Source organism: Ruegeria sp. BF6 (genome assembly GCF_056538665.1).
In genome coordinates this window covers 361,629-383,009 of the sequence record NZ_JBQFTN010000001.1, presented here as the reverse complement: position 1 = coordinate 383,009, position 21,381 = coordinate 361,629, and the positions used below count along the sequence as shown (strand labels likewise).

Genomic DNA, 21,381 nt, shown 5'->3' with positions numbered 1-21,381 from the left:
GCTCAGCCGAATTAGCGGTTGGCGACTACTGAACCTCTTTCATCATCACCGCGGAAATCGGGGCCATTGCGACGCGGTTGCCCCGGTCTTCGAGTCCCCATAGCAAGAGGGCTGAGATAGTGTCCGGGCGCAGGCGGCCGAGCATGACAACAGTCCCCTCCTGCCCGGCTCGGAACGCGGCCTGATCCAGGAAACGGCGCATGATCTTGGGATCCTGACGTGCGCCGTCTATATCGCGGAAGATCACGCCCGACGGCACGCCATTCCGCGCCGCCAGCTTTTGCACGGTGTTCAGCCCGTTATCCTGCGTGATCAAACCCCGCCCAGTACCGGCGGCAATCGCAGCCACCTGATCGGCCAGTTTTCGATTGCCCTGAATGCCAGAGTCCACACCCTCGAGGATACCCACCGTCTCTGGCAGCGTATCGAGCCAAACGGCCAGAGAGACCTCGGCGTCTTGCGCGCTGGCGGCTTCGGGTAGATCGGCCAGCGCCAGAACTTCGAAACCGGCATCGCGATGCTTGTTCATCTTTTCGGCGGCTTCGGGATCAGAGGGGCTGACGGCAAAGGTCAGCGGGTACGGGAAGTCCTGCAACGCTTCAGCGCCGAAAGCACCCTCGTCGTCGATCAGGATGATTGACATCAAAGGCTTGGCTTCGGGGTTCTCAAAATCGGCAGCGTAGGCCTCAATCGGCTTGCCCGGAACAACCACATCAGTGCCCGTATCGGCAACCTGTTCTACATCATCACGTTCGGTCAGGGGCAAAACACGTCTGCCAACGCTGGGAGCTGCGGCGACTTCACCTTCACCTCCGATCTGGGGAACGGATGCTATCCGGGGCAAATCGCTCGGTGATGCATCTTCGTCTCCTTCGACCGCAATCGGGCTATTCTCGAAGGGGTTTGTTTCTGCTTCTGGAGCAGTGGTGTCGGCCACCTCGGGTTCGGCATCCGGCGCAATATCGGTAACGGCGGATTCGGTTTCCGGCGCAACTTCGGGTACGGGTTGAGGTTCAACGTTAGCAGTTTCGGGTTCTGGCCGGGGTTCAACTTCGACGACTGGTTCAGATTGGGCTTCGGGCGCGTCCAGCGACACCTCGGGCAAAGCCTCGGCGTCGGGCGATCCCTGCACCAAAGGCGGTGCCTGCGGCGCAACAGGTGCCTCCGTCGACACGGAAACTGGTGTTGAACGGGCCGCGACGGGCTCATCGGCCTGCGCAGCGTGTTCATTCACCTGGGGCTGGGCCTCAGGCTCGATCTCGACATCCGTCAATTCAGCCAGTGTGTCGGTTTGGTCAAAGATGGATTCGGGTTCGGTTGGCGGCAGGTCCAACACATCTGAATCGCCAACGGTGTCGGTCGCCTCAGCGGTGGTTTCGGGAACCTCTGCCGCAGCGGGTTCCGGAGCGGACACCGCCACTTCTGGTTTTTTCGTCAGAGGCGTGTTCAGAGACAACACTGCCCCCAATACAAGAACAACGACCGTTCCCACGATCATTCCACCGACAAATCCGCCCATCACAATTGCCTCTCGTCCTGGTCCTGCTTCGATCGCATGTTCGCCGTCTGCTGCGGCATTTGCTTGCCGAGGCGCCAGGAACCGGATGTCCCCTTGACGCTGCCGCGCAAGCCTGAGCATGTATGTCCCGACATTATACCGTGGCCCGGGGCTGTATCGCCAGCCCGAAATGCCCAAGCCGAGACAAGTGCCCAAATGCTGCTGCTGATCGACAACTACGACTCGTTTACTTACAACCTCGTACACTATTTAGGCGAACTTGGCGCCGAAATGGTTATTCGGCGGAATGATGCTTTGGATGTTCAGGAAGCCATGGCCATGAACCCGGCGGGCATCCTGCTGAGCCCCGGTCCGTGTGACCCGGATCAGGCTGGCATATGCCTGGCCCTGACCGAGGCAGCGGCTGAAACGAAAACGCCGCTTATGGGCGTTTGTCTCGGGCATCAGACCATCGGGCAGGCTTTTGGGGGAGACGTGATCCGCTGCCACGAAATCGTACACGGCAAAATGGGTACGATGCACCATACCGGCAAAGGTGTCTTCGCCGGGCTGCCCTCGCCCTTTGAGGCGACCCGCTATCATTCTTTGGTGGTTGATCCTAATACGCTGCCCGACTGCCTTGACGTCACGGCCGAGCTGGAAGACGGCACCATCATGGGCCTGCAGCACAAAGAGCTGCCCATCCACGGCGTTCAATTCCACCCGGAATCTATCGCCTCCGAGCACGGCCACGCCCTGCTCAAGAATTTCCTGTCCGAGATGAAAGTTCCCGCATGAGCGACGCTCTGAAACCGCTGATCGGAGCCGCCGCCGACCGGTCTCTGACCCGCGACGAGGCCGAACAAGCCTTCGCAATTCTGTTTGAAGGTGAAGCCACCCCCAGCCAGATTGGCGGACTGTTGATGGCAATGCGCACCCGAGGTGAAACGGTCGAGGAATACGCCGCTGCCGCCGCTGTGATGCGCGCGAAGTGCAACGCGGTCAGCGCGCCCACCGGTGCGATGGATATTGTCGGCACCGGGGGGGACGGCAAGGGAACACTGAACATCTCGACCGCTACGGCCTTTGTAGTGGCAGGCGCCGGTGTCACCGTGGCAAAGCACGGCAATCGCAATCTCAGCTCGAAATCCGGCGCTGCGGACGCCTTGGGGCAGTTGGGAATCAACGTGATGGTTGGCCCGGAAACTGTTGAAAAGGCTTTGGAAGAAGTCGGCATCGGCTTCATGATGGCGCCGATGCACCATCCGGCCATTGCCCATGTCATGCCCTCTCGGCAAGAGCTCGGCACCCGCACGATTTTCAACATCCTCGGCCCGCTCACCAACCCGGCCGGTGTTAAACGCCAACTGACCGGAGCCTTCAGCCGCGATCTGATCCGCCCGATGGCAGAAACACTTGGCCTTTTGGGTTCAGACCATGCCTGGCTGGTACATGGGTCCGATGGCACCGATGAACTGACCATCACCGGCATCAGCTGGGTCGCCTCACTTGAGGACGGCGTTGTCAAAGAGGTCGAGCTTCACCCCGAGGACGCAGGCCTTCCAGTGCACCCATTTGAGGATATCCTCGGCGGCACGCCAGAAGAAAACGCCGTTGCCTTCCGTGCCCTGCTGGATGGGCAGCCCTCGGCCTATCGTGATGCGGTGCTGCTGAACTCAGCCGCCGCATTGGTCGTCGCGGACGCTGCTGCCGACCTGAAGGACGGAGTAGCCAAAGCCGTCGAAAGTATCGACAGCGGAAAAGCCAAAGAAAAAATCGCCGCACTGGCCCGCATGACTCAGGAGGCCGCATGACAGAGACGGTACTGGACAAGATCAAAGCCTACAAACTGGAGGAGGTTGCCGCGGACAAGGCTGAGAAACCTCTGGACGTTCTGGAAAGTGAAGCAAGGTTCGCCCCTGAGGTTCGTGGCTTTGCTGCTGCCCTGCGGACGGCCACGCGCAAAGGCTATGGTCTGATCGCCGAGGTCAAAAAAGCCAGCCCTTCCAAAGGGTTGATTCGCCCGGATTTTGACCCGCCCGTGCTGGCCAAAGCCTATGAAGAAGGCGGTGCGGCCTGCTTGTCAGTGCTGACCGACACACCCAGCTTTCAGGGCGCCAAAGAGTATCTGACCCAAGCCCGCGCGGCCACGTCGCTGCCTGCCTTGCGTAAGGACTTCATGTACGACCCCTACCAGATTATCGAGGCGCGTGCATTAGGTGCGGACTGCATTCTGATCATCATGGCCTCGGTCGAGGACAGTCAGGCGGCTGAACTGGAACAGACAGCGTTCGATTGGGGCATGGACGTCCTGATCGAGGTCCATGACGAGGCCGAACTGGGACGCGCGACACAGTTGAAAAGCCCTCTGATCGGGATAAACAACCGCAACCTCAAGACCTTCGAGACCTCGCTTGATACCACGCGCCGGTTGTCGAAACTGGTGCCGGGCGACCGGACCATCGTATGCGAAAGCGGCCTGAGCACGCCCGAAGACCTGGCCGACATCGCCCGCTATGGCGCGCGCTGTTTTCTGATCGGTGAAAGCCTGATGCGTCAAAACGATGTCACCGCTGCAACGCGTCAATTGCTGGCAAACCCGCTGATCCCCGGAGTGATGTGATGCCACTGACCCACTTTGATGCCCAGGGCCAGGCGCACATGGTCGATGTATCCGACAAGGCAGTAACTGACAGGGTGGCAGTTGCAGCCGGCCACATCAAAATGGCGAAGGAAACCTTTGATCTGATTTCCGAGGGCCGCGCCAGGAAAGGTGACGTTCTCGGTGTTGCACGGTTGGCCGGCATCATGGGTGCAAAAAAAACGCCCGAACTGATCCCGCTGTGCCACCCTCTGCCGGTCACCAAAGTGGCCGTTGAACTGACGCTGGACCCTGATTTGCCCGGTGTTCAGATCGAGGCAACCGTCAAAACCTCGGGCCAGACCGGGGTCGAGATGGAGGCCCTGACCGCGGCCACAACCGCCGCGCTGACCGTCTATGACATGACCAAGGCTGTCGATAAGGCGATGGAAATCGGCGGCATTCGGGTTCTGCTGAAAGACGGTGGGAAATCAGGACGTTACGAGGCAAGATGATTACGGTTGAAGACGCCCGGGCGCTGCTGTTTGATCTTGTTTCCCCGCTTAATGCCGAAACGGTTTCTCTCGCCGACGCCTCCGGACGCGTTCTGGCGCAAGACGTCAGTGCCACCCGCGATCAGCCGCCATTTTCCGCATCTTCAATGGATGGCTATGCACTGAAGGCGACCGAGGTCGAACTGCACGCGATGTTCAAAGTCATCGGTGAGTCCGCCGCCGGTCGTCGTTTCGAAGGCACCGTCGGGCCAGGCCAGACCGTGCGCATCTTCACAGGCGCTCCGATACCAAATGGCGCAGATTTTGTTGTTATTCAAGAAGATACCGACCGTCGCGGCGACCTGCTGACGATCACGGACGAGCCCGGCATCAAGTCCAACATCCGCCCGGCCGGTATCGATTTTCAAAGCGGCACGCAGATCTCGACGCCGCGCGTTCTGCGTCCCGAGGACATTGCGTTGATGGCCGCCATGAACATTCCGGCGGTGCCAGTCACGCGCAAACCCGTCGTTGCGTTGATCTCGACCGGGGACGAACTGGTTATGCCGGGCGAAACCCCTGGGCCCGATCAGATCATCGCCTCGAATACCTTTGGCCTGAAAGCCCTGCTGGAAAACGCAGGCGCGCAGGTGCGTATCCTGCCGATTGCTCGCGACACCGTCGCCTCGCTTGAAACCGCCTTTGGGCTGGCAGAGGGTGCCGATCTGGTCGTTACTATCGGCGGCGCGTCGGTCGGTGAATACGATCTTGTCGCCGATGTTTCGCAATCGCTGGGGATGGAACGGTCCTTCTACAAAATCCGAATGCGGCCGGGTAAACCTCTGATGGCTGGTCGGCTGGGCAATGCCGCGATGGTCGGCCTGCCGGGAAATCCTGTGAGCGCAATGGTTTGCGGCTATCTCTTCCTGGTCCCGATGGTGCGTCGCATGTTGGGTATTGAACAGATTCTAACGCCATTTCGGCGTGCCCGTCTTGCCGAACCGATCACCGAAAACGGCCCGCGTGAACACTATATGCGCGCGATATTGGACGACACTGGCATTCGCGCCTGCACCGATCAGGACAGTTCTCTGCTAAGCGTTCTGGCGCAGGCCAACGCCTTGTTGGTACGCGAACCGCATGATCCCGCGCGCGCAGCCGGGGATGAGGTGCTGTACCTGCCAATTTAGGAGGCGTGCAAATCCGTTGACACAAAACGTGAACATGCGTAGAACAAAAGAAAACGCATGACCGACGAGGTGTGAGCAATGCTGACCAAGAAACAGTTGGATTTGTTGGAATTCATCCACAAACGCGTTCAGGCGGACGGCGTTCCGCCCAGTTTCGACGAAATGAAGGCTGCATTGGATCTGAGGTCGAAATCCGGCATCCATCGCCTGATTACGGCACTGGAAGAACGCGGCTTCATCCGCCGCCTCGCCCACCGCGCCCGGGCGATTGAGATTGTCAAGTTGCCGGAAAGCCTGGGCGGTGAACCTACTGTCGCCTTCAAACCGCGAGTCATTGAAGGCGACAAGCCCGAGGGGCCACGCCCGGCGAATTTCGAACCGGTCACCGTGGACGCCATGGAACTGCCGGTTATGGGTCGCATCGCTGCAGGTGTTCCGATTGAAGCGATCAGTCACGTGTCGCACCGCGTTGCGGTTCCGGGCAGCATGGTTTCGGGCAAAGGTGATCATTATGCGTTGGAAGTCCGCGGGGATTCGATGATCGACGCGGGCATCAATGATGGTGACGTTGTGGTCATCCGCGAAACCAGAGTGGCAGATAACGGCGACATCGTGGTTGCTTTGGTCGAAGATCAGGAAGCTACGCTGAAACGGTTTTTCCGCCGCGGCAACGCTATTGCCCTTGAGGCCGCGAACCCCGCCTATGAAACCCGTGTTCTGCCTGAGGACAAGGTTAAGGTACAGGGACGGCTGGTCGGGCTGATCCGCAGCTACTGAGCCTTTTTTGAGTAACGGTCCCCGGTCAACTCCGGGGACCACAAACGATGGCCGATGACCGCTCGACTAGTTGTTATGCGACCGTTGGAAAAAGCCAGACTTCCGGTCTCTTTCAGACGGTCCGGGTCGAAGAGGCCGCAATCCCCAGCGATATCCAAGGGAACAGCAGAAACAACAATCTGATTTTCCCGGCATTCCCCGAAGCCCTGAGCGGCGCGCTTTCCTGTAACGTGGACCAGTTCCTTGCCCTGCCAGACATAACGTTGGATCGCGCCGGGCGTATCGGGCCAGCGGCGGGCGGCGTTGGTCTGGTTCGCACCATCGCCGTCGTTTTCAAGCCAAACGGTCGCAATAAACCCACTGCCCTTTTCCTTGCTGAGTGCCCGGCCCTTTTCGGTCATGACGCCCACCAATCCGCCGGAATCCGCTATCAGAACTTCGGGCCGTTGCCCTTGCCCCCAAAGCAAAAACGCCACTACTACCGGCGCTACTCCGATCCACTTCGCCCGCCCGCGCCACAGCGCCAGCCACAAAGCGCCGAGGGCAAACATCGGCAAAACATAATGCGGCGGGCTAACGACAAACCCTTGAGCGCCCTCCAGGCCGGAGACCCTGTCCGAGACAATCAGAATCCACTGTAACCCCAACCCCATGACGTGTAGCGCCAGTGCCTCCAACCCGAACGGGGCCAACAGCGCCGCAACAAAGGCCGCTGGCACCACAACCGTCCCCATCACCGGCACCGAGAGCAAATTAGCCAACAGCCCGTAATGAGACATCGTGTTGAAATGCGCCGCCCCGATTGGAGCTGTCGCCAGACCGGCAATGGCTGACGACAGTACCAGCCCCGCAACAGGTTTCGTCCATTTCGGCCCCGGCAATGGACCATTATCCCGCAATTGCCCGAACACTGCCACAAGCGCGGTCGTCGCTGCAAAAGACATCTGAAAACCTGGGCTCAGCAGAGATTCGGGGCGCAACACCAAGACAATCAAAGCGGCCACTGCAACGACCCGAAGAGAGATCGCGCGACGGTCGATCAGTATTGCCACAAGCATGACGCTTGCCATGACAAAGGCCCGCTCGGTGGCGACGTTGCCACCGGACAGCATCAGATAGATGACAGCTGCGACAAGCGCGCAGAGTGCCGCCAGCTTACGCACAGGCAGACGCAAGGCCACGGCGGGAATAGCGGACAGGGCCAGTCGGCAGACCAGAAACACGAACCCCGTCAGCAGCCCCATGTGCAGGCCGGATATCGCCAGCAAATGCGCAAGGTTTGATGCGCGCAAAGATTTCAGCGTCTCCTGCCCCATCCCACTGCGGTCACCTGTGGTAACCGCAGCAGCGAACCCACCGATCTCACCGGGCAGGATCGAACGGACCCGATCAGAGATGGCCATCCTCATCGCCGTGACGCGCACCCCTTCGGTCGCCCCTCCGGGCGGCGCAATTGTCATCACTGGAACGCGGGTGTATCCAACCGCGCCGAGACGCTGAAACCAGGCATGGCGGCGGAAATCGAACCCTCCGGGCTCGACCGGGCCTTGCGGTGGTGAAAGGTGGCCCGTGGTCATAATCCTTTGGCCCGGTGCCAGCGATGCCGGTTCGCCATGTAATGAAAGCCGGACGCGCTGCGGGCGGCGGTCCTCGGGCACGTCCCCTATGCGCACCTGGTCCAGCGTCACCCGCAACGCGTCCGAGGCAGAGCGATCCATGGCCACGACCCGCCCCTCGATCGGACCGTAATAACGCCAAGACAGAACCGGCTCTGCGACCGAGTGGGCCCGCGCGCCGGCCAGTACAAAGCCAGCCGCGATCAGCGCGCTCCCCGTTACCAACGCAGCCCAACCGGTTCGCATCCTGCGACCGGCCCAGACCAGGCCCAACATCAGCGCCAACAGGCACGAATAAACCTGCCAACCCGGTTCGAACCGGAGACTGAAGTACAGACCAATGCCGAAGGCCAGACATACCGGAGACCACTGAAACAAATACCCGGTCTGGTTCAGCAATGCGGCCTCGACCCGTGCCAGAACACGCATGGTTGCCCCCGTCCTTCGGGCTCGTTAGACAGACGCCAAACTATGCCAGACACGGTTACCAAAAGGTTAATCCAAACAATGTCCGATCAGGTCGTCACCCGTTTTGCCCCTTCACCCACCGGTTTTCTGCATATTGGCGGAGCCCGTACCGCGCTGTTCAATTGGCTTTATGCCCGTGGGCGCGGCGGCAAGTTCCTGCTGCGGATCGAAGACACCGACCGTGAACGCTCGACCCCCGAGGCGACTGCGGCGATCTTGCAGGGAATGGAATGGCTGGGACTGGACCATGATGGCGACGTCATCAGCCAGTTCGAGGGGGCAGCGCGTCACGCCGAAGTGGCCCATCAGCTGCTGGACGAGGGCAAGGCATACAAGTGCTTTTCGACTCAGGACGAAATCGCCGAATTCCGCGAACAGGCCCGGGTCGACGGCAAATCAACACTGTTCCACAGCCCTTGGCGTGATGCCGACCCGGCGACCCACCCGGACGCGCCTTTCGTGATCCGCATCAAGGCTCCTCAAGACGGCACAACCGTGATCCGCGATCAGGTGCAGGGCGACGTGACCATCCGCAACGATCAACTGGACGACATGATCTTGCTGCGCTCAGACGGGACACCGGTCTATATGCTGGCTGTTGTGGTCGATGATCACGATATGGGCGTGACCCATGTGATCCGCGGTGACGATCACCTGAACAATGCCGCGCGCCAAATGATGATCTATGAGGCGATGGGCTGGGATGTTCCAGTCTGGGCACATATCCCGCTGATTCACGGACCGGACGGCAAGAAACTGTCGAAACGTCACGGCGCCTTGGGCGCCCAGGAATACCAGGCGATGGGCTACCCTGCGGCAGGTATGCGCAACTATCTGGCCCGTCTCGGCTGGAGCCACGGCGACGACGAGTTTTTCACCGACGAACAGGCGAAGGAGTGGTTCGATCTTGAGGGAATTGGTAAAAGTCCGGCCCGCTTCGACTTGAAAAAGCTCGAAAATCTCTGCGGGCGACATATTGCTGTTTCGGATAACGCTGCACTGCGGCAAGAAATCGAAGCCTATCTGGACGCAGCGGAACTTCCCCGTCTGAGTGCGAAGCAATCAAGCGATCTTGAACGTGCGATGTATTGTCTTAAGGATCGTGCGCGTACATTCCCGGAACTGCTTGAAAAAGCTCACTTTGCACTGATTTCCCGCCCCATTAACCCGGATGAAAAAGCAGCCAAGGCACTGCAATCTGTATCCGACGGTATACTGAAAGAATTGACGCCGCACCTGCAAAATGCTAGCTGGTCGCGAAACGAACTGGAGGAGGCCCTCAACGCCTTTGCAGAGGCACAGGGGATCAAGTTTGGCAAACTGGCCGGCCCTCTTAGGGCGATACTGGCGGGTCGCGCTGTAACACCTTCGGTTTTTGACATGATGCTTGTGCTGGGGCGCGATGAGACTCTGGCGCGGCTTTCCGACGCAGCAAACTAATCCTGGGTTCATATTCAGGTAACGCTGCTCCGCTACGACCCGGTCAGCGCATCCGTGCGTGACCGCCGACCGCACAGCCGATCACTCTTTCGGCACGCGCATGAACGAGGAAGGGACAAAAATGACCGACAACAAAACAGCCACTCTAAAAGTCCATGGTGAAACTTACGAGTTGCCGGTTCATTCGCCAACCGCGGGACCTGACGTAATCGATATCCGTAAGCTCTATGGCCAGGCTGGCGTATTCACCTATGATCCTGGCTTTACGTCGACGGCCAGCTGCGACAGCACCATCACCTATATCGACGGTGAAAAGGGCGAGCTTCTGCACCGCGGTTACCCGATCGACCAACTGGCTGAGAAATCCCACTTCCTCGAGGTTTGCTACCTGCTGCTGTACGGAGAGTTGCCAGCCGCCAAGGATCTGGAAAAGTTCGAAACCACCATCACCCGTCACACCATGCTGCACGAGCAGATGCAGTATTTCTACCGCGGTTTCCGCCGTGACGCGCATCCGATGGCGATCATGGTTGGCGTAGTTGGCGCAATGTCGGCCTTCTACCACGACTCGACCGACATTTCGGACCCGCATCAGCGCGAGGTCGCCTCACATCGTCTGATCGCCAAGATGCCGACCATTGCGGCCTGGGCGTTTAAATACCACATCGGTCAGCCCTTCGTGTATCCGCGCAACGATCTGGACTATGCGTCGAACTTCCTGAGCATGTGCTTTGCCGTTCCGGCCGAAGATTATGAGGTCAACCCGATCCTAAGCCGCGCGATGGACCGGATTCTGACTCTGCACGCGGATCACGAACAGAACGCATCGACATCGACCGTGCGTCTGGCCTCGTCTTCGGGCGCGAACCCGTTCGCCTGTATCGCTGCCGGCGTTGCCTGCCTTTGGGGCCCTGCCCATGGCGGCGCAAACCAGGCCTGTCTGGAGATGCTGGAAGAAATCGGCTCGGTCGATCGAATCCCCGAATATATCGCCCGCGCCAAGGACAAGAACGATCCGTTCCGCCTGATGGGATTTGGCCACCGCGTCTACAAGAACTTCGACCCGCGCGCCAAGGTGATGAAGCAGTCTGCAGACGAAGTGCTGGATCTGCTGGGCATCGAAAACAACCCGAAATTGCAGGTTGCAAAGGCGCTTGAAAAACAGGCGCTGGAAGATCCGTATTTCTCCGAGAAGAAACTGTTCCCGAACGTGGATTTCTATTCGGGCATCATCCTCGAGGCGATGGGCTTCCCGACCTCGATGTTCACTCCGATCTTTGCGCTGTCGCGCACCGTTGGCTGGGTCAGCCAATGGAAAGAGATGATTGCCGATCCGCAGAACAAGATCGGTCGTCCGCGCCAGTTGTATCTGGGCGAAACCAAACGCGATTACGTGGACATCGAGAACCGCTGATCGCCGCGATTGAATGCCAAAGCCCCGGACCTGCATCCGGGGCTTTTTTCTATAGCAGGGTCAATTGATCACCAATCTGAGCCGGGCGGGCAAACAAATCGTATCGCAAAGGTGGTGTGCGCGTCGCCAACCCCAGACGTTTGACCGCCAGTGCGAACCGCTTGGCAATCAGCCCTGCGTATTCCCCTTCACCGCGCATCCGGTGACCCCAGCGTGGGTCATAGTCCCTGCCCCCATGCATTTCACGCAGCTTTGACATGATCTTTTCAGCGCGTGCTGGCTCGTGATCCTTCAGCCAACCCTGCCAAAGTTCCGAAACTTCGCGCGGCAGGCGCAACATTATCCAGCTGGCGGCATCCGCGCCCGCATCCCTGCCCGCCTCAAGCAAGTATTCCAGTTCGTGATCCGTTAGCACCGGAATCACTGGAGACGTCATGACCCGCACCGGTACACCCGCCTCGGTCAGTCGGCGAATGACGGCCAGCCGCCGCCGTGGTGACGGTGCGCGCGGCTCCATCCGGCGGGACAAATCTGCATCCAGTGTGGTCAGCGAAATCCCGACCCGGACCAACCCCTTCGTCGCCATCTGTGCCAGAATATCCAAATCCCGCTCGATCAATGCCCCTTTGGTGACAATGCCGACAGGATGGTTGAACTCCTGAAGAACCGAGAGGCAATCTCTCGTTATTTTGCGGTTTTTCTCTATCGGCTGATACGGGTCCGTATTTGTTCCCAAAGCGATGGTCGCCACTTTGTAGCTCTTGGCAGATAGCTCTTTGCGTAGGGTATCCGCCGAATTCGGGCGGGCAATCAGGCGGGTTTCAAAATCCAGACCCGGAGACATTCCCAGATAGGCGTGAGTCGGGCGTGCAAAGCAATAAACGCAGCCATGTTCGCACCCGCGGTAAGGGTTGATCGAGCGGTCAAAAGGCAGGTCTGGCGAGCGGTTATACGTAATCAGGCTGCGCGCGACCTCATCTCTGACAACTGTCCGTAAAGGCGGGATATCCTCTTCAATCTCCCAGCCGTCGTCACAGGGCACGGTGTCGAACTGCTCGAACCGACCAGCTGTGTTTGAGGCGGCTCCCCGGCCTCGGATATGCGGTGCAGCCATCTTTGTTCCCGTTATGTTCCCATCTTGGGTATACAGGTTTTCATGGAACCCGACAAGCAGGCTGCACAGTTTCGAGGATTTTTCAGCCACTTGATCCCGACGAGACCAGCAAGCAGGAAATTGAACAGAATGCAGGATCATCTTGCAGAAAATTCTGTCGAGCCGAGCAAGAATCTGACGTATAGGTCGGTCTCGAAACTACTGAGGTCGCAATCGTCACAGTCAAACTGCGGCGTTTTGGCCAAAACGGCAAAAATGCCACCACGGGCCGATGGTCCGCACAGCTCAGGGAAGCGCCCCATGTCCGACGAAGAAGACATCGTCCTGTCCGAACTCAACGACGAAGAACTTGTCGAACAGATGTTCGACGATCTTTACGACGGTCTGAAAGAAGAAATCGAAGAAGGTGTAAACATCCTGCTGGAACGCGGATGGACTCCTTATGACATTCTGACCAAGGCTCTGGTCGGTGGTATGACCGTTGTTGGCCACGACTTCCGCGACGGCATCCTGTTCGTCCCCGAAGTTCTGCTGGCTGCCAACGCTATGAAAGGCGGCATGGCCATCCTCAAGCCGCTGCTGGCCGAAACCGGCGCACCGCGCGTCGGCAAGATGGTCATCGGCACCGTGAAGGGCGACATCCACGACATCGGCAAGAACCTGGTTTCGATGATGATGGAAGGTGCAGGTTTCGAGGTTGTCGATATCGGCATCAACAATCCGGTCGAAAACTATCTGGAAGCGCTGGAAAGCGAACAGCCCGACATTCTGGGCATGTCGGCCCTGCTGACCACGACCATGCCTTATATGAAGGTTGTGATCGACACGCTGGTCGAACAAGGCCTACGCGAAGAATATATTGTTCTGGTTGGAGGCGCACCGCTGAACGAAGAGTTCGGCAAAGCGATCGGTGCAGACGGTTACTGCCGTGACGCGGCTGTGGCCGTGGAAATGGCCAAGGATTTCGTCTCGCGCAAGCACAACCAACTGGCCGGCTGATCGGACAATTTATGTGTTCAAGGGTCGTCCGGTTTTCGGGCGGCCCTTTTTTGTTTCCGCAAGCTGCACTATCTGTCGCATAGATTTCCGAGGGGTGCCCGATGCAACAGGACAAATTGCCGGACGATGCCAGCCTGACAACCAAGGGCTACGCCGCTGACACGCAGGGGCAAATTCTGCTGTTGGCCTGCGGCGCACTTGCGCGCGAGATTCTGGATTTAAAACGCCGAAACGGCTGGGACCACATGGCGCTGACCTGTCTGCCCGCGATTCTGCATATCCACCCGGAAAAGATCACTCAGGCGGTTCAGGAGGCGGTGGCAAAGCATCGCGATCACTATGATCAGATCTTTGTTGTCTATGCTGACTGCGGCACTGGCGGCTTGCTGGAGAAAGCGTGCAAGGAATTGGGCGTTGAGATGGTAAAAGGCCCCCACTGCTATTCTTTCTTCGAAGGAAATCAAGCATTTGAGACCCGGGGCGAGGATGAAACCACCGCCTTTTACCTAACCGACTTTCTGGCGCGCCAGTTCGATGCCTTTGTCTGGAAACCTCTCGGCCTCGACCGGCACCCGGAACTGCGCGACATGTATTTCGGCAATTACACCAAGCTGGTTTATCAGGCGCAGATCGAAGATCCTGACCTGACCGCCCGCGCCCGTGAATGCGCCGCGCGGATGGGTTTGGAGTTCGAACGTCGCTTTACCGGCTATGGCGATCTCGAATCCACGCTGACGGATTGGGCAAACCGCAAACCGGCTGATTGATCCGCGTCAGGCGTTTTCCTGCGCGACGTCACGGATGCGTTCGATCATCGCACGCAGCCCGTTTGAACGCTGCGCCGACAGGTGATCGTTCAGACCCAGACGCGCCAGTTCACCGCCTGCGTCCACCTTGGGCACCTCGTTGACCGGCAGCCCGTTATACAGCGACCGCAATACCGCGATCAGCCCCCGAACAATCAGCGCGTCACTGTCACCGTCAAAGCGAAAGACACCACCTTCGATAATGGGGTGCAGCCAAACTTGACTTGCGCAGCCGTTAACTTTTGTGGCTGGCACCTTGAGCGCGTCGTCGAGCGGCTCCATCGCTTTGCCCTGATCAATGACATGGCGGTACCGGTCTTCCCAGTCCTCCAGAAATTCGAAGTCCTCGACAATTTCCTCAAAGGCAGGCGTGGCCATTTTGCGGCGGTCCTTTTGTTGCGATCACAATTGTGACCTATGCCGCCGACCTGCGCCTGTCCACCCCCAAGCGTGGCTTTTCAAACCGTGGAATTTGCGATAACCCATTGCTGGAATTACTGCTCTGGACGCCTGCACCATGCAAAAAACGTTTACTGTTCTTCTGGTCGCCGCCCTGACCGTCTCTGGCTGCAGCAGCTGGAGGGACTCGCGAGCCAACCCGTCCAACTGGTTCGGGTCAGGCACACCGGTTGAACCGGCAGAAGATGACGCCAACGTTCTGGTTCCGGAACAAAAGGAAGGCGGCGGGCTGTTCTCTCGCCCCGAGGTCGAGGACACCAGCGTTCCGATTGCCAGAATTGACGAATTGCGGATCGACCCAACCGCAGGCGGCGCAATTGTCTATGTAGCTGGAACCGCAGCCCGCCAGGGAGCATACAACGCTCAGCTTGTTCGCACGGTGAGTGACGAGAACCAGAAGAACGGCATTCTGGAATTCACGTTCCGCGTGAATTACCCAACCAAGGCGACCAATCAGGGTACCGAGCGGTCACGCATGGTGTCGGACGCCATCAACATCAGCAGTAAAGACCTGGAGAGCACACGTTTGGTACGGGTCGTAGGACAGCAGAACGCATTGGAATCCCGTCGCCGGTAACCGGCGTTACAGCGATACAACCTCGACGTTCTGGCCCTTTGCAGCCAGCGCGATCTTGCCTTCGCAGAGTTTCAGGGCGTCTTCGCCGAACACCTCGAATCGCCAGCCAGACATGGAGGGCAATTCCCGCTCGCCCGCTGCAATCTGGTCCAGTTCCGAACTGGTGGCGATCAGCTTGGCAGCCACGCCCGAACTTTCGGTTTTAGACTTCAACAGCACCCGCAGCAAATCCGCCAACGCCGGGTTCACCTTCAATTTGTCACGGCTGTTGTCGACGCGCGGCAATCGGTCCGAGGGACAGTTCACCCCTTCTTTGACGGCCGTTAATATACCCTCGGCAATTGCACCTTTTCGCGCCTCGCGCAGCAGCAGGCGCGAGCCGCCCAGATCGGACGGAGACTTGGGTTTGGTCGAGGCCAGCTCGATCAATGCATCATCCTTGAACACCCGGCTGCGCGGGACGTTGTTTTCCTGCGCATAAGCCTCGCGGAACTGTGCCAGCGCGCGCACCACGGCTAGAAACTTGGCCGAGTTCGTCCGTGTCTTTACCCGTTTCCACGCATCTTCGGGGCGAACATCATAAGTCGTGGGCAAGGTCAGTGTTCGCAACTCCTCGGCCACCCAATGACTGCGCTTCGATTTTTCCAGCTGGGTTGCAAGGTGTTCGTAGATCTGACGCAGATGGGTCACGTCGGCCAACGCATAGGTCTTTTGCGCCTCGGACAATGGCCGCCGGGACCAGTCGGTAAAGCGCGACGTCTTGTCCACCCCCTGCTTGCAGATCTTGCGTACCAGGGTTTCATAGCCCACCTGCTCGCCAAAGCCACAGACCATCGCGGCAACCTGGGTGTCGAACAAGGGCGTGGGAAAGACACCCGCCTCTACCCAGAAAATCTCAAGGTCCTGACGAGCAGCGTGGAAGACCTTGACCACGTTCTCGTTTCCAAACAGTTCATACAGCGGGTCCAGCGACAACCCGTCCGCCAGCGGATCGACTAGAACCGCGCTGTCTTCGCCCTCGGACGGAACTGCCAGCTGAATCAGGCAGAGTTTCGAATAGTAGGTCCGCTCGCGCAGAAACTCGGTATCTACGGTGACATAGTCATATTCCGCCGCGGCCTTGCAGAAATCGGCCAGCTCTTGCGTCGTTGTCAGGGTTTTCATGCGCGATGCTATTCTTGCTCTTGTTTTCTTCGGCTGATCATCTTGTCCGTACCCAGCCGTAGTGCAGACCATAGGCTGATTATGACACATGTGTAAATCACCCCGAGACGTTCAGGGCAGCAACACCGGAGTCCGATCTCCACTGGCGTAACGGCGCAACACTGCGGGATAAAGCCTGTGCTCGCACACCAGCACGCGGGCGGCGAGGTCTTCAGGTGTGTCGCCAGGTTCGATGTTCACCCGTGCCTGCCCTAGGATCGGGCCATCATCCAGCGCCGCCGTCACCTCGTGGACCGAACATCCATGTTCGGCATCCCCGGCCTCAATTGCGCGGGCATGGGTATTGAGCCCTTTGTATTTCGGCAGCAGCGAAGGGTGGATGTTCAGCATCCGCCCCTGAAAGCGTGAAACGAAATCGCCGGTCAGTACCCGCATGAACCCGGCAAGGCAAACAATATCGGGTTGCGCCTGTTCCAATGGTTTCAACAATTCGGCCTCAAACGCGGCCCGGTCGCCCTTGAAGGGGCGATGGTCTACCGACGCCGTCGGGATGCCGCGCGCGGCCGCTTTTTTCAGCCCGCCTGCCTCGGCGTCATTCGACAGAACCAGACAGGGCCGCGCCGGGTGATCTCCGACCATGCTGTCGATCAGCGACACCATGTTGGAACCACCCCCGGAAATCAGGATGGCGACGCGTTTTTCACTCACAGCAGCTTGCCCGAATAGTTCATGCCGGGGGTGCCGGTGACGGTGCCAAGACGTGAAACCGTCTCACCCGCCTTGGCCAGAAGCGCAGTCAGCCCGTCGGCGCGATCTTCGGCGCAGACTACGATCATACCGACGCCGCAGTTGAAGGTCTTCAGCATCTCGGTCTCGGCGATACCGCCAGTTTCGGCCATCCAGCGGAAGACGGGCGGCAGGTCCCAGGCGTTCAGGTCGATCTCGGCGCCCAGCCCCTCGGGCAGAACGCGCGGCAGGTTCTCGGTCAGACCGCCGCCGGTGATATGGGCCAGCGCGTGCACGCCCCCTGACCGGATCGCCTGCAGCGCTGGTTTCACATACAGCCGCGTGGGCGTCAGCAGTACCTCGCCCAGCGAGCCGTCCCCAAAGGGCGACGCGGCATCCCAGCCCAGACCCGACATTTCAACCAGCTTGCGCACCAGCGAATAGCCGTTCGAGTGCACCCCGTTCGAGGCCAGACCCAGCAGAACATCACCCTGCTGAACGTCTGCGGGCAGATGCGCTCCACGCTCCATCGCACCGACCGAGAACCCGGCCAGATCGAAATCACCGTCGGGGTACATGCCGGGCATCTCAGCCGTCTCACCACCGATCAGCGCGCAACCAGACTGCACACAGCCCTCGGCAATGCCTTCGATGATCCGCACGGCGGTGTCGGTATCCAGCTTTCCGGTAGCGAAATAGTCGAGGAAGAACAGCGGCTCGGCACCTTGGCAGATCAGGTCGTTGACGCACATTGCCACCAGATCGATGCCCACGCCATCGACTACACCAGTATCAATGGCGATCCGCAGCTTGGTGCCAACGCCGTCGGTCGCACCCACCAGAATCGGATCCTGATACCCGGCGTCCTTCAGATCGAACAAGGCACCAAACCCGCCCAGCCCGCTCATCACGCCCGAGCGGTTGGTCCGCTTGGCCGCGGGCTTGATCCGGTCGACCAGAGCGTTCCCTGCATCAATATCAACGCCTGCATCGGCATAGGTGATTCCGTTCTTGCCCGTCGTCATGGCCAGCCCCTCATGAATGGTTCCCGCGCGGGTTATTCGATTGTGCGTCCTGTTGCAACGGTCAGGCTTGACGCGGGCGTTCACCGTGATAGGCAAAGCGCTCAGGCGGGCCTGTAGCTCAATTGGTTAGAGCAGAGCGCTCATAACGCTTTGGTTGGGGGTTCGAGTCCCTCCGGGCCTACCAGAAAATCCGCCAACTTATTGTTTTTATTAAACTTAATTACTCCACGGGGTTAGATTTCCACCCTAAATGAAATCAAGCACTTAGGTTGTCGACTACCCACGAAATTCAAAACCTCACCGAATCCACCTCTGGCCGCCCCCATAGCTTTTCCGGCGCCGGCACGTCGTGGCGTTCCTTCCATTCCGTGATCGCTGCCCAGTGATCCTGCGTCTTGGTGGTGCACCTGCCGGAATGCAGATCGGTCACGGCATTCTCAAGCTATCGCCACCACTGGATCTTGAGCTTCACTCCGTGCCATTTTTCCCAGACGCGCTATGCGGACTGCCAGTCACCGATCGGGCGGGCTTCAAGTTTTTTATCGCCCTCATCGCCACCAATGCTGTTGTCCAGATCAATGTCGGCTCGGGTCCATTTGTTGCCATTGGCGTTCGTAGCCGTGTAGGTGGTCGAGGCGTTCTTCGTTCCGATGGCAGCATATTCTGCCAGTGTCAGGCTCATGGCGTTGGCCGTCTGATCTGCGCCGGCTATGCCTGTAGGATCGCTGTCGATTGTGTTTGCCTTGGCTCCATCAGCAACATTCAGATCTGAGCGAACCTCAACTTCAGAATGGCCTTCGACCGTGTCGACATCGGTAAATCGGGCAATGTCATTGGCCGCAGGAGTTTCAGAGGTATCAACCAGCGCGGTCGCGTCCGATAGACGCGCCTCAAGCAGATCCTTTACCAAGAAGATCCTTTATTTTGACGTCTACAGATGATCTGCCATCCAGTCCGAGAAGGCCGGTATATGGCCGATCTCTCAGTAAACCTCCACCTGAGACAGTGGAAGCCAACCGCCTCTTCGAAACGACTTATAGCGCTTATAGGCCGAGAACCTCAGGGTTCGAAAAATACAAAAACAAAAGGACCATTAGCGCAATGAATGCCAATGTAAGAATAACCCGCCAAAAAAAATGCTGGCAACAACTCCTATTAATGCAGATTGAAACACCAACTCTCCCGGATCGCTACTGTAGTCGAAGAATGACGGAAGAAACACAAAGCCAATTCCTGCGGCGGCAGCACCTACTAGTACTCGCCCCATGTAAGGCCATAGAGCATTTGCAACGAGACCAATAGCGGCAGCTATCGCTATGGGATACCAAGTCTCAGAAAAATCATAGTTTTCAGTTAGCACGGCGAAGGACAACAACCCGACGCCGGCTCCAAAAACGATACTTGCGGGAGTGTACTCACTCCTATTTACCTGATTGCGTGCGTCTGGCTTTGCCGTCACAGGAGTTTTCTTTTTGGGAGGGGGTGCTGGCTTCGGACTTTCAGGGAGTAAGCCTCTTCCCGCGCAGTTCCAACACGTAACCCAGTTTTCGTGCGTCGATTGACCACTACCCCCACAAGCCGAACATCTGGCCGAAGTATTGGATGCAACGTACCCGTTTCCACCACACCTAATACAAGATTTGTTTCCGTCTAAAACCGAACCGGATCCGCTACATGTCGGACAACTCGCCATAACAATTCACCAAATCAAAAATTGCCCAACAATGTACCAGAAGAGAAAAACTTTAGCTACTCTGGCGGAAATACGGTTCCGACGTTCTCGATCTCATTTTCCTATCTTCCGCATTTTTATGATGTACCGCTCCAGTTTATGGATCGCCGCGCCCCATGTATTGGGACCGTGATTGCCGTTGATGCTCTCGCCGATGTCCTGCGGTGATATTCCCTGCTCACGGCATCAGCAGCAGTGTTAAGGGCTTCATCGAACGCCGATATGGAGTGATCATCCTCTAAGATTTTTGGATCTGGCTTCCGGTCCTGCCGCGGGCGCTGTCGGCGCGATAACCTGGCTGGGTATCGATCGCTTCCACCGAATTTCCATGCTCGTTTCGACGCAGAGCTTTCCCGGGAGGATGTCGCTTCTGGTTTAACCGTTCTAGCCGCCTATCTCACTCTCACGACGCTGATCCGTTGGGCGTCTATTCTGGCCTCCCGAAAGGCTTCGACTATAGTTGACAACGCGTCGACCAAGGTTGCTTTCAGCTTCCGGGATTTCTGTATGGGTATGAACCTTGTTCCGGTGTCGCTGCGCTGCGACCACCAACCGAGCCGTATGGCAACTACGGTATTCTCGTACCCGTAGACACGGTTCGTGTTGACCAGATCGCGGACAAGAGTATCGTTGCGCACACCCACCTTGAATTTCTTACTGCTGGCGTGATGGCGGATGATGGGAAGGTCCTTCATACAGCGTTGCCCGACGTCCGCGATATGGCGGGCCTCAATCATCGCCGGATTAACGCCGCCCCCCTGACCCGTGCTTGCCACCGTCGACGGTTTCCTGTGCGAAAGTGTTGCCGTAGCCCATTCGAGCGAATTCAACTTTACCAACATGGTAGTTTCCAACCGCCCGGAATGCCTCAGATCAGCACTTGCGGGACTGGTCAGAGAATTTGAGTAACGGAAGGTTTCTGGCTCATCCGAACCATTAAGGAGTGAAGATGAGACGGAAAGCTGGAACTGCAACATATCTGTCATCTGCCTTAGGGGAAGGCGTCCAGCCTCCAATTCACGTTCCAGTTACCGACGGAGCTTCAGGGACAGGTGGGCGCAAGCCCAACGCGTGATGTGGCCTGATCTTAATGTTTTGCCTGAGCCAGGTATTGATGACGGCTTGAGCGCGTTGTTGGCGAGAGGACGAAGAACCTTCGCCAACGGCAGCCGCATCTGATAACGTTCGATCACCAGAAATGCTGCTATTTCCGCCTGAATCCCCGGAGGTATGGTTTTGAGACGGCTGCTTTTTCTCCTTCTCGCGACTGTCGCGACAGTCGTGTCTGCCAATGCTGAGAC

Annotated in this window: 21 protein-coding genes and 1 tRNA gene; 12 read left to right on the top strand and 10 right to left on the bottom strand. The window is 58.3% G+C overall.

Annotated features, from left to right (window positions below):
* Positions 1 to 25: 25 nt before the first annotated feature.
* Positions 26 to 1,519, bottom strand: coding sequence for a divergent polysaccharide deacetylase family protein (locus ACR0IM_RS01920; protein WP_480680662.1), 1,494 nt, complete (start codon positions 1,517 to 1,519; stop codon positions 26 to 28).
* Between the two features lie 195 nt (positions 1,520 to 1,714).
* Between ACR0IM_RS01920 and ACR0IM_RS01915 the strand changes: the two genes are divergently transcribed.
* The 6 genes from ACR0IM_RS01915 to lexA all read left to right on the top strand — a co-directional run bounded on the left by ACR0IM_RS01915 (position 1,715) and on the right by lexA (position 6,540).
* The gene (locus ACR0IM_RS01915) at positions 1,715 to 2,296 is read left to right on the top strand and encodes an anthranilate synthase component II (RefSeq protein WP_480589178.1); all 582 of its coding nucleotides are present in this window, start codon (positions 1,715 to 1,717) and stop codon (positions 2,294 to 2,296) included.
* Entirely contained in the window at positions 2,293 to 3,312 is a 1,020-nt protein-coding gene (trpD, locus tag ACR0IM_RS01910; RefSeq protein WP_480589180.1) for an anthranilate phosphoribosyltransferase, read from the top strand. Before ACR0IM_RS01915 ends, trpD begins: the two co-directional genes overlap by 4 nt.
* Positions 3,309 to 4,121, top strand: a complete 813-nt coding sequence (trpC, locus tag ACR0IM_RS01905) for an indole-3-glycerol phosphate synthase TrpC (RefSeq protein WP_480680661.1) — start codon at positions 3,309 to 3,311, stop codon at positions 4,119 to 4,121. The genes trpD and trpC overlap by 4 nt, the downstream gene beginning before the upstream one ends.
* Positions 4,121 to 4,594, top strand: coding sequence for a cyclic pyranopterin monophosphate synthase MoaC (moaC, locus tag ACR0IM_RS01900; protein WP_480589184.1), 474 nt, complete (start codon positions 4,121 to 4,123; stop codon positions 4,592 to 4,594). Before trpC ends, moaC begins: the two co-directional genes overlap by 1 nt.
* Positions 4,591 to 5,763: a molybdopterin molybdotransferase MoeA gene (locus ACR0IM_RS01895; RefSeq protein WP_480680660.1), complete on the top strand. Its 1,173-nt coding sequence runs from the start codon at positions 4,591 to 4,593 to the stop codon at positions 5,761 to 5,763. The genes moaC and ACR0IM_RS01895 overlap by 4 nt, the downstream gene beginning before the upstream one ends.
* 78 nt (positions 5,764 to 5,841) lie before the next feature.
* Positions 5,842 to 6,540 (top strand): transcriptional repressor LexA, encoded by a 699-nt coding sequence (gene lexA / locus ACR0IM_RS01890; protein ID WP_480589188.1) that lies wholly within the window; start codon positions 5,842 to 5,844, stop codon positions 6,538 to 6,540.
* On the opposite strand, the gene ACR0IM_RS01885 is transcribed toward lexA, so the two are convergent.
* Complete coding sequence (locus tag ACR0IM_RS01885) at positions 6,534 to 8,585, bottom strand: ComEC/Rec2 family competence protein (RefSeq protein WP_480680659.1); 2,052 nt, start codon at positions 8,583 to 8,585, stop codon at positions 6,534 to 6,536. The two genes, lexA and ACR0IM_RS01885, sit on opposite strands and share 7 nt — an antisense overlap.
* A gap of 78 nt (positions 8,586 to 8,663) precedes the next feature.
* On the opposite strand from ACR0IM_RS01885, the gene gltX reads away from it, so the two are divergent.
* Positions 8,664 to 10,064 carry a glutamate--tRNA ligase gene (gene gltX, locus ACR0IM_RS01880; protein ID WP_480680658.1) on the top strand — a complete coding sequence of 467 codons (1,401 nt, stop codon included), beginning with the start codon at positions 8,664 to 8,666 and terminating at the stop codon, positions 10,062 to 10,064.
* A 121-nt stretch (positions 10,065 to 10,185) separates the two neighbouring features.
* Positions 10,186 to 11,478 (top strand): citrate synthase, encoded by a 1,293-nt coding sequence (gene gltA, locus ACR0IM_RS01875; RefSeq protein WP_480680657.1) that lies wholly within the window; start codon positions 10,186 to 10,188, stop codon positions 11,476 to 11,478.
* A gap of 49 nt (positions 11,479 to 11,527) precedes the next feature.
* Here the strand turns inward: gltA and ACR0IM_RS01870 are convergent, their stop codons facing one another.
* Positions 11,528 to 12,592 carry a PA0069 family radical SAM protein gene (locus tag ACR0IM_RS01870; RefSeq protein WP_480680656.1) on the bottom strand — a complete coding sequence of 355 codons (1,065 nt, stop codon included), beginning with the start codon at positions 12,590 to 12,592 and terminating at the stop codon, positions 11,528 to 11,530.
* 300 nt (positions 12,593 to 12,892) lie between these two features.
* On the opposite strand from ACR0IM_RS01870, the gene ACR0IM_RS01865 reads away from it, so the two are divergent.
* Together ACR0IM_RS01865 and ACR0IM_RS01860 are read left to right on the top strand one after the other, a co-directional pair.
* Positions 12,893 to 13,591, top strand: a complete 699-nt coding sequence (locus ACR0IM_RS01865) for a corrinoid protein (protein ID WP_480680655.1) — start codon at positions 12,893 to 12,895, stop codon at positions 13,589 to 13,591.
* A gap of 101 nt (positions 13,592 to 13,692) precedes the next feature.
* Positions 13,693 to 14,358: a DUF1638 domain-containing protein gene (locus ACR0IM_RS01860; RefSeq protein ID WP_480680654.1), complete on the top strand. Its 666-nt coding sequence runs from the start codon at positions 13,693 to 13,695 to the stop codon at positions 14,356 to 14,358.
* A gap of 6 nt (positions 14,359 to 14,364) precedes the next feature.
* Here the strand turns inward: ACR0IM_RS01860 and ACR0IM_RS01855 are convergent, their stop codons facing one another.
* Complete coding sequence (locus ACR0IM_RS01855) at positions 14,365 to 14,775, bottom strand: SufE family protein (protein WP_480589202.1); 411 nt, start codon at positions 14,773 to 14,775, stop codon at positions 14,365 to 14,367.
* Positions 14,776 to 14,914: 139 nt separating this feature from the next.
* Between ACR0IM_RS01855 and ACR0IM_RS01850 the strand changes: the two genes are divergently transcribed.
* Entirely contained in the window at positions 14,915 to 15,433 is a 519-nt protein-coding gene (locus ACR0IM_RS01850) for a hypothetical protein (RefSeq protein ID WP_480680653.1), read from the top strand.
* 6 nt (positions 15,434 to 15,439) lie between these two features.
* On the opposite strand, the gene rnd is transcribed toward ACR0IM_RS01850, so the two are convergent.
* From rnd to purM, 3 genes are all read right to left on the bottom strand, one after another.
* A complete protein-coding gene (rnd, locus tag ACR0IM_RS01845) occupies positions 15,440 to 16,597 on the bottom strand; it encodes a ribonuclease D (RefSeq protein WP_480640311.1) in 1,158 nt (385 codons plus the stop codon).
* A gap of 111 nt (positions 16,598 to 16,708) precedes the next feature.
* Positions 16,709 to 17,305 (bottom strand): phosphoribosylglycinamide formyltransferase, encoded by a 597-nt coding sequence (gene purN / locus ACR0IM_RS01840; protein ID WP_480680652.1) that lies wholly within the window; start codon positions 17,303 to 17,305, stop codon positions 16,709 to 16,711.
* Positions 17,302 to 18,348, bottom strand: coding sequence for a phosphoribosylformylglycinamidine cyclo-ligase (gene purM / locus ACR0IM_RS01835; protein WP_480680651.1), 1,047 nt, complete (start codon positions 18,346 to 18,348; stop codon positions 17,302 to 17,304). Before purM ends, purN begins: the two co-directional genes overlap by 4 nt.
* Positions 18,349 to 18,455: 107 nt before the next feature.
* On the opposite strand from purM, the gene ACR0IM_RS01830 reads away from it, so the two are divergent.
* Positions 18,456 to 18,532 (top strand) — tRNA-Ile (locus ACR0IM_RS01830).
* Between the two features lie 312 nt (positions 18,533 to 18,844).
* On the opposite strand, the gene ACR0IM_RS01825 is transcribed toward ACR0IM_RS01830, so the two are convergent.
* From ACR0IM_RS01825 to ACR0IM_RS01815, 3 genes are all read right to left on the bottom strand, one after another.
* Positions 18,845 to 19,258 carry a hypothetical protein gene (locus ACR0IM_RS01825; RefSeq protein ID WP_480680650.1) on the bottom strand — a complete coding sequence of 138 codons (414 nt, stop codon included), beginning with the start codon at positions 19,256 to 19,258 and terminating at the stop codon, positions 18,845 to 18,847.
* A 183-nt stretch (positions 19,259 to 19,441) separates the two neighbouring features.
* On the bottom strand, positions 19,442 to 19,807 hold the full coding sequence (locus ACR0IM_RS01820; RefSeq protein ID WP_480680649.1) for a hypothetical protein: 366 nt from the start codon (positions 19,805 to 19,807) through the stop codon (positions 19,442 to 19,444).
* A gap of 665 nt (positions 19,808 to 20,472) precedes the next feature.
* On the bottom strand, positions 20,473 to 20,922 hold the full coding sequence (locus ACR0IM_RS01815) for a hypothetical protein (protein WP_480680648.1): 450 nt from the start codon (positions 20,920 to 20,922) through the stop codon (positions 20,473 to 20,475).
* Between the last annotated feature and the right edge of the window lie 459 nt (positions 20,923 to 21,381).